Origin of the sequence: Rhodococcus sp. PvR099, assembly GCF_017833315.1 — a bacterium.
GTDB classification, from domain to species: domain Bacteria; phylum Actinomycetota; class Actinomycetes; order Mycobacteriales; family Mycobacteriaceae; genus Rhodococcus_G; species Rhodococcus_G oryzae.
This window is the reverse complement of record NZ_JAFIBV010000001.1, coordinates 2,361,144-2,376,194: the sequence shown is the minus strand read 5'-3', so window position 1 is coordinate 2,376,194 and position 15,051 is coordinate 2,361,144. Positions and strand designations below refer to the sequence as shown.

The 15,051-nt window shown below is 69.4% G+C and carries 15 protein-coding genes and 1 riboswitch; of the genes, 9 read left to right on the top strand and 6 right to left on the bottom strand.

Features of this window, described 5'->3' with window-relative positions; genetic code table 11:
- Nucleotides 1-73 precede the first annotated feature (73 nt).
- Nucleotides 74-1,201 carry a winged helix DNA-binding domain-containing protein gene (locus tag JOE46_RS10720; protein ID WP_097212505.1) on the top strand — a complete coding sequence of 376 codons (1,128 nt, stop codon included), beginning with the start codon at nt 74-76 and terminating at the stop codon, nt 1,199-1,201.
- On the opposite strand, the gene JOE46_RS10715 is transcribed toward JOE46_RS10720, so the two are convergent.
- The gene (locus tag JOE46_RS10715; RefSeq protein ID WP_097212504.1) at nt 1,185-1,808 is read right to left on the bottom strand and encodes a hypothetical protein; all 624 of its coding nucleotides are present in this window, start codon (nt 1,806-1,808) and stop codon (nt 1,185-1,187) included. The genes JOE46_RS10720 and JOE46_RS10715 overlap by 17 nt on opposite strands.
- 83 nt (nt 1,809-1,891) lie before the next feature.
- On the opposite strand from JOE46_RS10715, the gene JOE46_RS10710 reads away from it, so the two are divergent.
- Together JOE46_RS10710 and JOE46_RS10705 are read left to right on the top strand one after the other, a co-directional pair.
- A complete protein-coding gene (locus JOE46_RS10710; protein ID WP_257017538.1) occupies nt 1,892-3,298 on the top strand; it encodes a cellulase family glycosylhydrolase in 1,407 nt (468 codons plus the stop codon).
- 36 nt (nt 3,299-3,334) lie between these two features.
- The gene (locus JOE46_RS10705) at nt 3,335-3,922 is read left to right on the top strand and encodes a suppressor of fused domain protein (protein ID WP_097212503.1); all 588 of its coding nucleotides are present in this window, start codon (nt 3,335-3,337) and stop codon (nt 3,920-3,922) included.
- Here JOE46_RS10705 and corA read toward each other — a convergent pair whose 3' ends face one another.
- Complete coding sequence (gene corA, locus JOE46_RS10700) at nt 3,923-4,996, bottom strand: magnesium/cobalt transporter CorA (protein WP_097212502.1); 1,074 nt, start codon at nt 4,994-4,996, stop codon at nt 3,923-3,925.
- Nucleotides 4,997-5,116: 120 nt separating this feature from the next.
- Between corA and JOE46_RS10695 the strand changes: the two genes are divergently transcribed.
- From JOE46_RS10695 to JOE46_RS10680, 4 genes are all read left to right on the top strand, one after another.
- Nucleotides 5,117-5,971 carry a PHP domain-containing protein gene (locus JOE46_RS10695; RefSeq protein WP_097212501.1) on the top strand — a complete coding sequence of 285 codons (855 nt, stop codon included), beginning with the start codon at nt 5,117-5,119 and terminating at the stop codon, nt 5,969-5,971.
- Between the two features lie 13 nt (nt 5,972-5,984).
- Entirely contained in the window at nt 5,985-6,599 is a 615-nt protein-coding gene (locus JOE46_RS10690; protein WP_077042423.1) for a MarC family protein, read from the top strand.
- 4 nt (nt 6,600-6,603) lie between these two features.
- Entirely contained in the window at nt 6,604-6,918 is a 315-nt protein-coding gene (locus JOE46_RS10685) for a hypothetical protein (RefSeq protein WP_257017537.1), read from the top strand.
- Between the two features lie 335 nt (nt 6,919-7,253).
- Nucleotides 7,254-8,450: an NADP-dependent malic enzyme gene (locus tag JOE46_RS10680; protein ID WP_097212500.1), complete on the top strand. Its 1,197-nt coding sequence runs from the start codon at nt 7,254-7,256 to the stop codon at nt 8,448-8,450.
- 97 nt (nt 8,451-8,547) lie between these two features.
- On the opposite strand, the gene JOE46_RS10675 is transcribed toward JOE46_RS10680, so the two are convergent.
- From JOE46_RS10675 to JOE46_RS10660, 4 genes are read right to left on the bottom strand one after another with little or no spacing between them, the layout of a single operon-like run.
- On the bottom strand, nt 8,548-9,231 hold the full coding sequence (locus JOE46_RS10675) for an ABC transporter permease (RefSeq protein WP_097212499.1): 684 nt from the start codon (nt 9,229-9,231) through the stop codon (nt 8,548-8,550).
- Nucleotides 9,228-9,920 (bottom strand): ABC transporter permease, encoded by a 693-nt coding sequence (locus JOE46_RS10670; protein ID WP_097212498.1) that lies wholly within the window; start codon nt 9,918-9,920, stop codon nt 9,228-9,230. Before JOE46_RS10670 ends, JOE46_RS10675 begins: the two co-directional genes overlap by 4 nt.
- Nucleotides 9,920-11,065 (bottom strand): ABC transporter ATP-binding protein, encoded by a 1,146-nt coding sequence (locus JOE46_RS10665; RefSeq protein ID WP_209927198.1) that lies wholly within the window; start codon nt 11,063-11,065, stop codon nt 9,920-9,922. The genes JOE46_RS10670 and JOE46_RS10665 overlap by 1 nt, the downstream gene beginning before the upstream one ends.
- Nucleotides 11,066-11,075: 10 nt before the next feature.
- On the bottom strand, nt 11,076-12,029 hold the full coding sequence (locus tag JOE46_RS10660) for an ABC transporter substrate-binding protein (protein WP_097212496.1): 954 nt from the start codon (nt 12,027-12,029) through the stop codon (nt 11,076-11,078).
- Between the two features lie 111 nt (nt 12,030-12,140).
- A riboswitch (SAM riboswitch) is annotated at nt 12,141-12,231 on the bottom strand.
- 90 nt (nt 12,232-12,321) lie between these two features.
- Here JOE46_RS10660 and JOE46_RS10655 point away from each other — a divergent pair.
- Nucleotides 12,322-12,900, top strand: coding sequence for a glycine betaine ABC transporter substrate-binding protein (locus tag JOE46_RS10655; protein ID WP_108168840.1), 579 nt, complete (start codon nt 12,322-12,324; stop codon nt 12,898-12,900).
- A gap of 154 nt (nt 12,901-13,054) precedes the next feature.
- Entirely contained in the window at nt 13,055-14,992 is a 1,938-nt protein-coding gene (locus tag JOE46_RS10650; protein ID WP_209927196.1) for a VWA domain-containing protein, read from the top strand.
- Nucleotides 14,993-15,051: the final 59 nt, after the last annotated feature.

The following is a 15,051-nucleotide window of genomic DNA, read 5'->3' as shown; positions in this document are numbered from 1 at the left end:
TGCCGAGGGTTTCGTGGTGCGATGTCCTACCCTTGGTGCGGCGACGGAAGTCTTTCGGCGGTAGGGGAGTGCAATGTCAGCGGGGCTCGAGGCCAGGCGAGAACGATTGTCCCGCAGGGCCCTGAGCCGCGCGACGCTCGACCGTCAGCACCTGCTGCGCCGCACGAGCGGCACCGCGCTCGAGTTGGTCGGCCACCTGTTCGGCCTGCAGGCGCAGGCGCCGATGGCGCCGTACTTCGCGTTGTGGGCTCGGCTCAAGGGATTTCGGCCCGCCGACCTGTCCGCGCCGATCGAGAACCGGGACGTCGTACGGATCGCCCTGATGCGCGGCACGGTGCACGCCGTCACCGCGGCCGATGCCCTCTCGCTGCGGCCGTGGGTGCGGCCCATCATGGACGCGGACCTGCGAACGAACACCCAGCACAAGGCCGCCCTCGTCGGGATGGACCTCGCGGCGCTGACGGACTGGAGTCGGGCGACCCTCGAGGGCACCCCGCTGAGCCTGGCCGACCTTCGGCCGCTGCTGGCCGAGCGTTGGCCGGACCGCGACCCGGTGGCCCTCGCACATGCGGTCCGGGCCCTGCTCCCGCTCGTGCAGGTGCCCCCGCGGGGGATCTGGGGCAGGTCCGGTCAGCCGGTCTGCACCACCCTGGAGCGGTGGACGGACACGCCACTGTCCGAACCGATTCCGGACGAGATCATCCTGCGTTACCTGGCGGCCTACGGCCCGGCGTCGGCGGCGGACGCACAGGCCTGGTCCGGCCTGACCAGGCTGGGGGAGGTGTTCGACCGACTTCGCCCGAGGTTGCGGGTGTTCGTCGACGAGGACGGTGCCGAACTGTTCGATCTGCCCGACGCCCCGCGGCCTGACCCGGCAGGAAGCCTGCCGCCACGGATCCTCGCGCCCTACGACAGCGTCCTGCTGGGCCACGCGAACCGGAGTCGGGTGATCGCCGACGAGCACCGCAAGGTGGTGTTCACCGTGAACGGGATCATCAAGCCGACGGTCCTGGTGGGCGGCCAGGTTGCCGGGTTCGTCACGGTCACCGCCAAGAAGCGTTCGGCGGCAGTCGAGATCGCGACATTCGCCCCGGTCGCGAAGGGCGCCACGTCGGCGCTCGAGGCCGAGGCGCAGCGGTTGCTGACGTTCGCGCACCCCGACGCCGACGATCACGACATCCGGTTCACCGACGCGCGGTAGCCGCCTCCGCCATCGACGACTCGCCCGCTGCGGGAAGGTCGTTGCCCGCTTCCGCCGCCGCCGTACCCCGCGAGATCCGCCGCGCGAGCGCGTGGGCCGCGCCAACGAACAGCCCGACGATCGCGCCCCAGACCGCCGACACGAGCGCGCCGCCGACGAGCGAGGCCAGGTAGGCGCCCGGTCCCTCCTGCAGCACGAAGCTCAGGTACACCGTGCGGATCAGGTTGCCTGCGAGGACGCCGGTCACGGTGGCGCCAAGGCCCGCCAAGAAGGCGCGCCCGACCCCGCCGCCGGGGTGCCTGCGCGCCGAGTCGGTCAGCCGCATCCAGACGACGGCGAGCATCACCAGTGCCGCGGCGCAATCGACGAGCCAGTTGGTGGTGGTCGTCTCGCCCAGCGGGAACAACCGCAGCGCCGGGATGCCGAAGGGCAGCCCGATCGCGCTCGGGACGAGCAGCTCCGGGATCCGGGTGAGCACGGCGCCCGTGATCGACCAGACCCCGAACAGGACCGAGATCGCCGCAAGCGTCGCGACAGCCGGCCACGGGGCGCGGAAACCGGCATCGACCTGCGGATTCACCGAAACAGCAGCGCTGGCGTCAGACATGCCGCAACATTAACGGGATCGAATGGACCAAGCGTCCAGAATCATGCAGAAAGTTGGGTGTGAGTCCTGTGCGGCGAACCAGAGTGGTGTCCCTCGTTGCGGCCGGTGCGCTCGTCCTCGCCGGTGGTGTCGGCGCGGTGCTGCGATCAGATCCGGCGCCTGCCGAGTCGTACCTCACCGACGGCCAGGGACGTTCGCTCGTCCTCCGCGGATTCAACACGGCATCCAGCGCGAAGAGCACCCCCGACGGCATGCCGGAGTTCACCGAGGCCGACCTCGAGCGGGAACACACCGACATGGGCACCAACTTCGTCCGGTTCCTGATCTCCTGGCGCTCGGTGGAGCCGGAGCCCGGCGTCTACAGCCAGGAATACCTGGACCGGGTGGAGGACCGCATCGACTGGTACGCGGACCGCGGCTATCACGTCATGCTCGATATGCACCAGGACACCTGGGGGGCCGCGATCACCCCGGGCGGCAAGGCCGGCAACGGTGCCCCCGCGTGGGCCACGTACATGGACGGGTTGCCGGTCGGATCGCACGACATGTGGGAGCAGTACTACCTCGACGCAGGCGTGATCCGCGCCTTCGACAACTTCTGGAACACCACCGGAGCGCACCCCGAACTCTCCGAGCACTACGCGAATGCGTGGCGGGCGGTGGCCGAGCGATTCGCCGACCATCCCGCCGTCGTCGCCTACGACCTGATGAACGAGCCCTACGGCGGCACCCTGCAGGGCCCCGTCTTCGAGTCAGGGCCGCTCACGTCGCTCTACCAGAAGTCGGCGGACGCGATCCGCACCGTCGACCAGGACAGCTGGGTCTGTGTGGCGCCGCAGGCGATGGGCAACAACTGGGGCACCCCGAGCGGCCTCGGCGCGATCACCGACAGCCGCGAGGGCGACGCGCGGATCGCCTACTGCCCCCACATCTATCCGCTGCCGATGGACCTCGGTGGGGGCTACGAGGGCACCTCCCGCGACCTGGTCGACGCGACCGTCGCCTCCTGGCGTGACAACACCGTGCGCACCGCGGCCGCCCTCGGCGACGCCCCGATCATCCTGGGGGAGTTCGGGCTCGACACCACGCTCCCCGGTGCGCTCGACTACGTGGACCGGATCTACGCCACGGCGGCGGAGATCGGTGCGGGCGTGAGCTACTGGTCGCGCGATCCGGGTCCGTGGGGTCCGTACGGGGAGGACGGCACCGCCCGCAACCTCGTCACCGCACTCGACACGCCGTACCCGCGCGCGGTCGCGGGCACGCCGATCTCGTGGGAGGCGTCCGCGGACCGGCTCCAGCTGACCTTCCGGCCCGACCGCGACATCTCGGCGCCCACCGAGATCTACCTGCCGCAGCGCGGCTTCCCCGCGGGCGTGGCGGTCGACGGCGGCGAGGTGCTGGCCTGGGATCAGCAATCCCGGCTGCTCACCCTCCGGCAGCCGCAGGCGGACGAGGACGTCACCGTGACGCTCACCCCGGCGCCCTGATCGGTGCCTGACGGGCGTGGGGTGTTAGATGAACGGGTGAGTGACAGCGTCATCGCCTCCGTACGTGCGCACCTCACCGAGCGGATCGGTGGGCCCGCGCCCTCCGCCGCCTCCGTAACCTTCCTCGGGCTGGAACCGCTGGAGGTACTCCGCTTTCCCGCCGACTCCGACGACCTGGTCCGGTACGTCTCGCTCGGCTGTTCGCGGCATCCGATGGGTGATCCGAGCGACGCCATCGCGGACCCGGTGCGCGGGCCACGCGCGGAGCTGATGCTGACCCTGCGCGGCGGCGTCGGCGTCGCCTCGGGCGTGCACAAGACGCTGGCGATCCTGGCCGCCGCGCCCGCGGTGGAGGGCGTGGTCCTCACGGTCGACGGCCTGCTCGACGTGGGCGAGCCGCTGTGGAAGGGCGCCCCGTTCACCGCGGTGCTGCTGGGGGAGAGCGACGTCGAGGACCTCGAGCTGCCCGAGCCGGCCGATCCGGTGCGCTTCCTCGCCGCGGTGCCGATCACCGGGACCGAGGCCGCCTGGGTGCGGCTGCGCGGAGCCGCGGCGCTGCGGGAGGCGTGGGCGGAGGCAGGGATCGACGTGCGCGACCCGGCGCGCGGGGCGGCCTCGCTCTAGTCAGAGCCAGTTGTTGCGGCGGAACGTGACGAACAGGCCGGCGCACGCGATCACGATCACCGCGACAACACCGTAATAGCCGTAGCTCCAGCGCAGCTCCGGCATGTGGTCGAAGTTCATCCCGTAGATGCCCGCGATCATCGTCGGCACCGCGGCGATCGCGACCCAGGCCGAGATCTTGCGCATGTCGGTGTTCTGCTGCACGGCCACCTTGGCCAGGGCGGCCTCGACGAGGGTGCTGAGCACCTCGTCGAACTCGGCGATCCGCTCGGCGACGATGGTGTGGTGGTCCTGCACGTCGCGTAGGTAGCGCCTGACCTCCTTCGGCACCCCGGTGGTGGTGTCCTGGCTCAGCCGCTGCAGGGGACTGGCGAGCGGGTTCACAGACTTGCGTAGCTCGACGATCTCCCTCTTGAGTAGGTAGATCTGCTCGATCGGGACCCGGGTGCGGGGGCTGAAGACCTCCTCCTCCATGAGATCGACGTCCTTCTCGACGGATTCGGTGACTGCGAGGTACTGATCCACCACGTGGTCGGCGATCGCGTGCAACACGGCCGACGGACCCAGCGCGAGCCGACCGGGGTTGGCCTCCATCAGCGCCCGGACACCGGCCAGGCCGGAGTGTTCGCCGTGCCGCACGGTGACCACGAAGTCGGCGCCGAGGAAGATCATGATCTCGCCGGTCTCGACCACCTCGTTGGCCGTGGTGATCGACTCGTGCTCAACGTAATTCACGGTCCTCAGTACCAGGAAGAGCACATCGTCGTATAGCTCGAGCTTGGGCCGCTGGTGGGCATGCACGGCGTCCTCGACTGTCAGCTCGTGCAAGCCGAAAACCTCTGCGACACTGCCCATCTGATATTCGTCGGGGGCGTGCAAGCCCACCCAGGCGAAGCCCTTGCCGCGGGCGCGGACCTCGGCGAGGGCGGCGGAGTGGGTGAACTTCCCCGGCAGTCGCTCGCCGTCGATGTACACGGCGCAGTCCACGATGGCCCTTGCGGTCGGGACGGGGATCCGTGCCGGGGTGATGCCGGGCGACCTGCGGGTCGGGCGTAGCGACGGCATGGACGGCACAGCAGCCACTCCCTCTCGAGCCCGGCGATGATCTGGGGTCAATCCTAGCCCCGGTGGAATCGGGCGGACGCTGAGCTGCGAGGTGTCGAACCGCTTCCCACAGCCTGAGACAATGGCTCGGTGCGCATCGACCTCCACACTCACACAACTGCCTCGGACGGGACGGACAGCCCCGCTGACCTGGTGCGGCACGCCGCGGACGCCGGGCTCGACGTGGTGGCCCTGACGGACCACGACACCACCGCCGGCTGGGCGGAGGCCGCCGCCGCGCTGCCGGCCGGGCTGAGCCTGGTCCGTGGCATGGAGATGTCGTGCGAGGGCCGCGGCGAGGACGGCAGGCCGGTCGCGGTTCACCTGCTCGCCTACCTCTTCGACCCGACGAACGCGGCCTTCGCCGCGGAACGTGGACGGCTGCGATCCGAGCGGACGTCGCGGCTGCGGGCGATGGCCGAGCGGATGGCACTCGACGGCCTGCCGGTGGACCCGGACGAGGTGATGGCTGCGGCGGGGCCCGCGGCCGGTCGCCCGCACCTGGCGCGGGCGCTGGTGGCGGCGGGGGTGGTCGGATCCGTCGACGAGGCGTTCGGTGACCTGCTCAAGACCGGTGGCCGCTACTACGTGCACAAGGCGGATACGCCGCTGCCCGAGGCGGTGCGGATGGTGTCCGACGCGGGCGGGGTGAGTGTGATCGCGCACGGGCGGGCCGCGAGCCGCGGCCGCCTGCTCGCGATGGAGCAGATCGGCGAACTCGTGGCGGACGGTCTCGCAGGGGTGGAGATCGACCATCACGACCACCTGCCCGCGGATCGGGAGATCCTCGCCGGGATCGCCCGCGAACACGGACTCATCGTGACCGGGTCCTCGGATTATCACGGCGTCAACAAGGCGGTGAAGCTCGGCGAATTTCTCACCGCGCCCAGCGAGTTCGAACGGATCGTGGCCAGGGCCACCGGCATCGACGTGATCTCGGCATGAGGGAGGAGTGCTGATGTCCTTCGACACGACCCTGTACATGACGGCCGTGATCACTCTCTTCGTGATCATGGACCCGCCGGGCGCCATCCCCGTCTTCCTGTCCCTGGTCGGCCGCAAGAGCAAGGAGGCGCGCAACCGGGCCGCATGGCAGGCGCCCGCGGTCTCGCTTGCCGTCATCACGGTGTTCGCGATCGGCGGCCAGGCGATCCTCAACTACCTGCACATCGGGATCCCCGCGCTGCAGGGCGCGGGCGGCCTGCTGCTGTTGCTGATCGCATTGGAGCTGTTGACCGGCCGGGACGCGAATCAGCCGAAGGGCAATGAGGACGTCAACGTCGCGCTGGTGCCGCTCGGGACGCCGCTGATGGCGGGGCCCGGCGCGATCGCCGCGGTGATCGTCTTCGTGAACCAGGCCGAGGGGCATTCGGGTGCCCCGCTGGCCGTGGGGTTGGCGATTCTGACGATTCACCTCATCCTGTTCGTGGTGCTGCGGTTCTCCACGGTGCTGATCCGGCTGCTGGGCGTGAGCGGAATCTCGCTGCTGGCCAGGATCGCCGGACTCCTGCTGGCCGCGATCGCGGTGCAGCTCATTGCGGACTCGGTCCGCGGATTCATCGCAGGTGGGTAGGGACGTGTCGGTCGACGAGTACGAGGACCACGCAGAGAGCAGCGGGGGAGTCGCCCGCGGACTGCGGGCGCTGAGCGGTGCCATGGCGGCGGGCGTTGTGGTGCTGGCGGTGGTCGTCCTCGGCACGTCGTATCTCGGCGGCCAGCGCGGGTTCCCGGGGCCGGGGAAGGTCTCGGTCGGCGCGCACATCGTCGCGGTCGTGTTGGTGTTGCTGGCGCAGCGGGTGGCCGATCACCGGCGGGGTGTCACGGCCGTCTTCGGCTCGGTGGGCGTGTTCTTGGTCACAGGCCTGTTGCTGTGGACCCAGTGGTGGCGTTAGCTCACCAAAAAAGCTACTCACCGGTGAGATTTGCGTGCGGTGAGGCCGCGGTGGCACACTTGTTGCACTTCGCGCCGGTGCTACCCCCCGGTAACGGAGCGAGAGTCGGATTCACCAGCGGCAGATTTCGCGCCCGGGCTCACCCCGCCTGGCGCCTTCGCGCTTCCGAGTTGAGTGCAGCGGCCCGTAGACCAATCGGGAATTGATCGTGCACCCTCGGTTAGCCTCACCCCCATCTCGACCAAAAACCTGCGGCTGCGTCGATTTCCACCTCGGCGCTGCTACTTCCCAGTAACCCGCCCCCGAGTGGGAGCGGCATGAGTAGGAGTGCAATCGTGTCTCTTGTGTCTGAAGCAACCACACCGAAAAAGGTTGAGCTGACCGACGAAGAGATCTTCGCGGGCCATGTCGGCGGCAAGCTCTCTGTCGAGACGACCGCCCCCCTCGATTCTCAGCGCGCCCTGTCGATCGCATACACGCCCGGTGTGGCACAGGTCAGCCGCGCGATCGCGGCGGACGAGACGCTCGCGGACCGCTACACGTGGACCAGCCGTCTCGTCGTCGTCGTGAGCGACGGCACCGCGGTGCTCGGACTGGGCGACATCGGACCGCGCGCCTCGCTGCCGGTGATGGAGGGCAAGTCCGCGCTGTTCAAGCAATTCGCGGGCCTGAACTCGATCCCGCTGGTGCTCGACACCAAGGACCCCGACGAGATCGTCGAGACCCTCATCCGGCTCCGCCCGAGCTTCGGCGCCGTGAACCTCGAGGACATCTCGGCCCCGCGCTGTTTCGAGATCGAGAAGCGGGTCATCGAGGCCCTCGACTGCCCCGTCATGCACGACGACCAGCACGGCACCGCCATCGTCGCGCTCGCCGCGCTCAAGGGCGCGGTCAAGGTCCAGGACCGTGACATCACCGCGCTGCGCGTGGTGATCTCCGGTGCGGGCGCGGCAGGCGTCGCCTGCGCGAACATCCTGCTCGCGGCCGGCATCGCCGACGTCACCGTCCTCGACTCCAAGGGCATCGTGTCCAGCGACCGCGGCGACCTGAACGAGATCAAGGCCGACCTCGCCGCCCGCACTAACCCGGCAGGCCGCACCGGCGGCATCGTCGAGGCGCTCGACGGCGCCGACGTGTTCCTCGGCGTGTCCGCGGGCACCGTGCCGGAGGAGATCATCGCGACGATGGCCCCCGAGGCGATCATCTTCGCGATGTCCAACCCGGACCCGGAGATCCACCCGGACATCGCACGCAAGCACGCCGCGATCGTCGCGACCGGCCGCAGCGACTTCCCGAACCAGATCAACAATGTGCTCGCCTTCCCCGGCGTGTTCAAGGGCGCGCTCGACGCAGGCGCCCGCCGCATCACCGAGGGCATGAAGCTCGCCGCGGCGGAGGCGATCCTGTCCGTCGTCGCCGACGAGCTGGCCGTCGACAAGATCGTGCCGAGCCCGCTCGATCCGCGGGTCGCCCCCGCGGTCGCCGAGGCCGTCGCGGCCGCGGCCAAGGCCGAGGGCGTCGCCCAGGCCTGAGCCTCCAGCCCAGAGCTCGAGGGGCCCCGTCGTGCGGTTGACACCGCACGATGGGGCCCCTTCGCGTTCGGGGTGTCCGGTCTTGCCGGACGCGGGCTCAGCTCAGCGTCGGCGTGCGGCGCAGCCTCCCGGTGCCGGGTACCGAGGCCCACACCGCGACCGCGAGGATGCCGTCGAGGATCAGGGCCAGCGCCGCGACGAGGATCGCACCCACCAGGACGCGGGCATAGTCACCGAGCGCCAAGCCGTCGAACATGTACCGCCCCAGTCCGCCCAGATTGACATAGGCGGCGACCGTGGCCGTGGCGATGACCTGCAGCGTCGCATTGCGCAGCCCGCCGACGATCAGCGGCAGCGCGTTCGGGACCTCCACCCGGCCGAGCACCTGTGCCCTGGTCATCCCCATCGCCCGCGCGGCGTCGACCACGACAGGGTCGACGTTCGCGACGCCCGCATAGGTGCCTGCCAGGATCGGCGGGATGCCGAGCAGGACCAGCGCGATGATCGGCGGGATCAGGCCGAGCCCGAGGAGCAGCACCAGGAACGTCAGGATGCCGAGGGTCGGTAGCGAGCGGAGCGAGTTGACCAGACCGACCAGGATGGCGTCGCCCTTGCGGAAGTGCCCGATGAGCAGGCCCAGTGGGATCGCGATGGCCGCGGAGACGGCCACCGCGAGCAGGCTGTACCAGAGGTGTTCGACGATGCGGGCGCCGATGCCGGTTGGGCCGGACCAGTTCGACGGGTCGGCGATGAAGTCGAAGGCGGAGCCGAAGAGGTTCATGCGGGGCCCTCCGTCGCGCGCAGGACCGCGGCCGGCTCCTCGGCCTTGCGGCTGCGGGCGGTCCTGGTCCAGGGCGTCAGCACGCGACCCGCGAGGTAGAGCAGGCCGTCGATCACCAACGCCAGGAAGACGATCGCGATGATCCCCGCCAGGATCTGGTCCGGGTAGTCGCGCTGGTAGCCCTTGGTGAACAGTTCACCTAGTCCGCCGATGCCGATCAGCGAGCCGACCGACACCAGCGAGATGTTGGTGACGGCGACGACCCGGATGCTGGAGATCAGGACCGGGACGGCAAGCGGCAGTTCGACGGTCAGCGCGCGGCGCAGCGGGGTGAAGCCCATCGCGGTGGCCGAGTCGATCACCGACTCTGGCACCGAGTCGAGCGCCTCGGGCACCGCGCGCACCAGCAGCGCGGTCGAGTAGATCGACAGCGCGATCACCACGTTCATCTCGTCGAGGATGTTCAGCCCGAGCAGGGGCGGGATGGTGACGAACAGCGCGAGCGAGGGGATCGTGAACGCGAGCGAGGCGAGCGTCATGGTGGTCTTGCGCAGCCACGGGACATTTCGGATGGCGATGCCGGCGGGCACCGCGATCACCAGCCCGATCAGCAGCGGCAGCAGCGCCAGGTAGAGGTGCGTCTTCGCGAGGTCGACAACCTGCGAGAAGTTGTCGATCAACCAGCGCATCAGCCGGCCGTCTCGCCGTTGAAGAAGTGCCGGTTCCTGGCCCGGTCCTCGGCCTGTCGCTGGTCCGCGAGCTTGCGGATCACCTCGGATCCGTTGACCCCGCCCACCACCGAGCCGGATTCGTCCACCACGACGCCGATTCCGGACGGCGACGAGATCGCAGCGTCCAGCGCCTGCCGCAGGTCCCCGCCCCGCGTGAACAACGAACCGCCCGCGGATGTGCTCTCGGCCAGTGTGTTGCCTGCCCGGATGCCCTCGACGCCGGTGACGTCGATCCAGCCGCGCGGCGCGCCGTCCTCGGTGACCACGAGCACCCACTCGCCCTGGTCGAGGCGAAGCGCGGCGAGCTCGGACTCGACGGCGGTGCGGATCTCGTGTACCGGCACCTCGTCGGCGGGTCGGAACGACAGCCCGCGGTACCCGCGATCGCGTCCCACGAAGTCGGCGACGAAATCCGTTGCGGGGGAAGCGAGCACGGTCTGCGGATCGGCGTATTGCTGGAGCCTGCCGTGCGGGCCGAACACCGCGACGCGGTCGCCGAGCCGGACCGCCTCGTCGATGTCGTGGGTGACGAACACGATGGTCTTGCGCAGTTCGGCCTGCAGGCGCTGCATCTCGGCCTGTAGGTCCTCGCGGACCACCGGATCGACCGCGCTGAACGGCTCGTCCATCAGCAGGATCGGCGGGTCGGCCGCCAGCGCCCTTGCGACGCCGACGCGCTGCTGCTGGCCGCCGGAGAGCTGGGACGGGTAGCGGGTGGCCAGTGCGGGGTCGAGTCCGACCCGCTCGAGCACCTCGAGCGCGGCCTTGCGGGCCGCGCGCCGCGAATCGCCGCGCAGCACAGGCACGGTGGCCACGTTGTCGACCACGGTCCGGTGCGGCAACAGGCCCGCGCTCTGGATCACGTAGCCGATGCCGAGGCGGAGCTTGACCGCGTCCGTGCGGGTGACGTCCTGGCCGTTCACGATCACCTTGCCGGAGGTGGGCGTGATCATCCTGTTGATCATCCGCATGGACGTGGTCTTACCGCAGCCCGACGGCCCGACGAACACGGTGAAGGACTCGGGGTCGATGACCAGGTCGAGATTGTCGACAGCGGTGGTGCCGTCCGGATAGCGCTTGGTGACCGACTCGAAAGAGATCAAGGCCTGCCGCCTACGACACCGGCTTGTCGAGCCCCTTGGCCGACACCCACTCGGTGGCGGCGGCGTCCGGTTCGGTCTTCGAGTCGCCGGAGACCGAGGTGTTCAGTGCGATGAGCTCGTCGGTGGTCAGCTTGGCCGACACCGCATTAAGGACCGCTGCCAGCTTCTCGGACTGCTTGTCGGCGCGCAGCACCGGCACCACGTTCTGCGCCGGGAAGTTGTACTTCGGGTCCTGGAGGACCACGAAGTTGTTCTTGGCGATGGCAGGCGAGGTGGTGAAGATGTTCGCCGCGGTGACCTGGCCGGAGGAGAGGGCGGCCACCGTGGCCGGTCCGCCGCCGTCCGCGATCGGCACGAAGTTCTGCGGGCTGATGACGAGGCCGTAGTCGGCCTCGAGTCCGGGCAGCCCTCCCGCGCGCTCCTGGAACTCGGCGGGTGCGCCGAACTTCACCTCGGCGGAGTGCGGCGCCAGGTCCGCGATCGAGGTCAGCTGCCACTTGTCGGCGGTCTCGCGGGTGACAACCACCGCGTCCTTGTCCTCACCTGGCGCGGGCGTGGTGATCGCCAGGTCGGGGCCGAGCGCCGCGGGCAGGGCCGCGTCCACCTCGGCGGCGCTGGTCGCGGTCGTGTCCTTGTCGAGGTACTGCAGCAGATTGCCGGTGTAGTCCGGGATCACGTCGATGGACCCGTCCTTGACCGCGGGGATGTAGGTCTCCCGGCTGCCGATGTTCAGCTTGGTCTGCACGTCGAAGCCGTTGGCACGCAGTGCCTCCGCGTAGATGTTCGCCACGGTCTCGGACTCGGGGAAGTTCGCCGACCCCACGATGATCGCGTTCGGGTCCGAGCTGGTGCCTCCGCTGCTGCTGAGCGGGTCGGAGTCACCGCCGCAGCCGGCGAGGGCAAGGGAGGTGACCGCCGCGACGACGGCGAAGGGGAGCAGGCGTGGACCCTGCGGAATGCCCATCGAGCGCAGGCGTGGAGCCTGCGGAATGCCCATCGAGCGCAGGCGTGGAGCCTGCGGAATGCCCATCGAGCGCAGGCGGGCGGAGCGGAGAGCTGAGAACCTCATGGCGTCCTTCCATCGGTTCCGGCGGTAGCACCCGTCCCCTTCGGACTGGTTGCTGCGGCGTCGACAAGCCGGATCTCTCGGCCGCTCGAGATGGTGCTGGCCACCGAGTGTAACGATAGGGAGGACATTCGCTGGGTGAGGAGAGGGAGCGTGGCGCGCCATGACGGCTCGGTGGAGGAAGGCCGCGATGACAGCGATGTCCGCGGCCGTTGTGTGCGCGCTCGCCGGATGCACGGTGGACAATTCCCGGCTCGACCAGACGCAGGCACCGGCGGCGATCACCGTCGGATCCGGGGAGAGCGCGGAGTCACAGGTCGTCGCGGAGATCTACGCGGGGATCCTGCGTGGCACCGGATCCCCTGTCGAGGTGGGTTCACCGGAGACCAGGGCGGAGTACGTGGAGGGACTCGGGGCGGCGGACATCACGCTGGTGCCGGACTTCACCGGGCAGCTCCTGCACTACTTCCAGCCGGACTCGGCGCTCACCGATCCCGATGAGGTCTTCGAGGAGCTGAACAGGTCTCTGCCGGAGGGGCTCTCGGTCTCCGACTACAGCGAGGCGGAGCTGGAGGCCGATGATTCGGCACCCGCGGAGAACGTGGTGCCCCTCATGCGCAACGGCGTGCTCACCGAGGATCAGGTCAAGGCGCTCAACGTCGTTGCGGGCGAGCTGACCTCGGACGACCTGGCGTCGATGGCGGAGCGGGTTCGCGTAGGCGAGCTCACCCCCGAGCAGGCCGCGGACGAATGGCGGGCGGCTCGCTGAGAGGATCCCCTGCACGTAGTGAGCTGCCGCGGAAGCGGATCCGGCAACCAGGCGGATCGGCTCTGTCGGTGATCGGTGGGCAATGAGGCCGCCCGAATCGCGTCTGTAATGTCGAACCCCGATGCAGCAGAGCACACAAAGCAGGCGGGGGCCAATGCCGAGGATTGCCGAGTTACCGACCAAGCTGATCGCAGGGCTGGCGCTGGCCTTGATCGGCCTTTCGATTGCCGCACCACCTGTCCAAGCGCAGGCGAGCTCCGAGTCGGCTCCGCAGTATGCGCCGACCATGCTCATTCTCGACGCGTCCGGATCCATGCAACGTCCCGATCCGGCGGGCACGATGATGGACGCCGCGAAGAACGCCGTCCGCACCTTTGTCGGCGCCGCGCCTGCCGAATCGAAGGTAGGACTGACGGTGTACGGCACCGGCACAGGCAACACCGAGGCGGACAAGTCCGCAGGATGTCGTGACGTGCAGGTGCTGCACAAGCCCGACACCCTTGACCGTGCCGCGTTGACCAATGCGGTCGACGGAATCAAGGCCAGCGGGTGGACGCCGATGGGCACCGCAATGCGCCAGGCGGCCGCCGCCCTCCCGGACTCGGGACCGCGCTCGATCGTGCTCGTCTCCGATGGCGACGACACCTGTTCCCCACCGGATCCGTGTGAGGTCGCCAGGGAGTTGAAACAGCGAGGCGTCGACCTGGTGATGCACGCGATCGGCTTCGCGGTGGACGGAAAGGCCCGCGCCCAGCTCACCTGCATGGCGCAGGCCACCGGCGGCACCTACACCGACGCCGCCGACGGACCCGCGCTGGAGCGGACGCTGCCACGGGTAACGGCCGCTGCGCTGCGCAACTACACGGCGGCCGGGACACCGATCGCCGGAACGCCCACGTACGAGACCGCCCCGGTGGCGAAGCCCGGTCAATACCTCGACACCATGGGCCAGAAGGAGACGCGCTACTACGCGGTCGATGTTCCCGACGGGGCCACCGCCTATTTCAGCGGCACGATCTCCTTTCCCCGCCTGCCCGACATCTCGAGCACCGAGGACATGAATGTTCTCAACCTGCGGGTTTACGGCAGGGACGGCCGAGACTGCAACGAGTTCGTGTTCGAACAGGTGACGAGTTCGAGCGATGGCGCGGCACTGACGGTGGCCGAGACCTTCGACGGGGCGACCGAGAAGCGCGCGGACGACGGCAGCGGTGCCGACAAGTGCAGGGGCGGCGGGCGTTACTACTTCGCGCCGACCTGGGCCACGGTGTCCCACGGTGTGCCGGAACGGCTGCCGATCGAACTGCTCATCGGCATCGAGCCCGCCGCAACCGATCCCGGGCCGATCGCCGTGGCTCCGCCGATCGCCTCTACCGAGCAGGCCGGTCCGGGTACCCCGGTCGTCGGCGGCGGGTCCTTCAATGTGGCCACCGAGCTCGACGGCAGTGGTCGGTACACCGACACCCTGCAGCCCGGCGAGTTCGTGTTTTACCGGGTTCCGCTGGATTGGGGGCAGGGGCTCGCGTATCGGGTGCACTACGGGGAGAACGGCGGCCGAGGCGTGGAGAACATCTCCAACATCCAGACCGCCGTGTACTCCCCGGTCCGCGAGGAGATCGACCTGGATACCGGGTCGTACACCGGCACCGACCGGATGCTGCCGTCGAACGGGGCATTCGCCACGGTGCCGATCCGCTACAACAACCGCACATCCGATGTCCTGGACACCCGCAAGGAAGCCGTGGCCGGGTCGTATTACATCGCGGTCAAGGTGGGCTCGACTGCGGCGGAGGGCGAGAAGCGTCCGGTGCCGATCCGGCTGGACCTGACTGTCGGGGGGAAGGTTGAGGAGGGTCCCTCGTATTCGTCCGGGGTTGCGAACGGGATCTTCGGCGAGAACGCGACGACGCAGGCTGTGAACGCCCCGCCCACCGGCGGTCCTGCTGCCGACACCGTGGTGGTCGAGGCGGCGGGCGGGGCAGGCACCTCGGACTCGAGTTCGTCGACCGCCGTGATCGCCGTGGCGGTGGCCGGAGTCGTGTTGTGCGGCACGCTCATCGGCTGGGTCGCCGTGCGCAGGCGCCGAAGGTAGACGGCTGGCGGCGGTGACGCACGAACGGGCGGTTACCGGGTTCGCGTCTCGGCAATCGT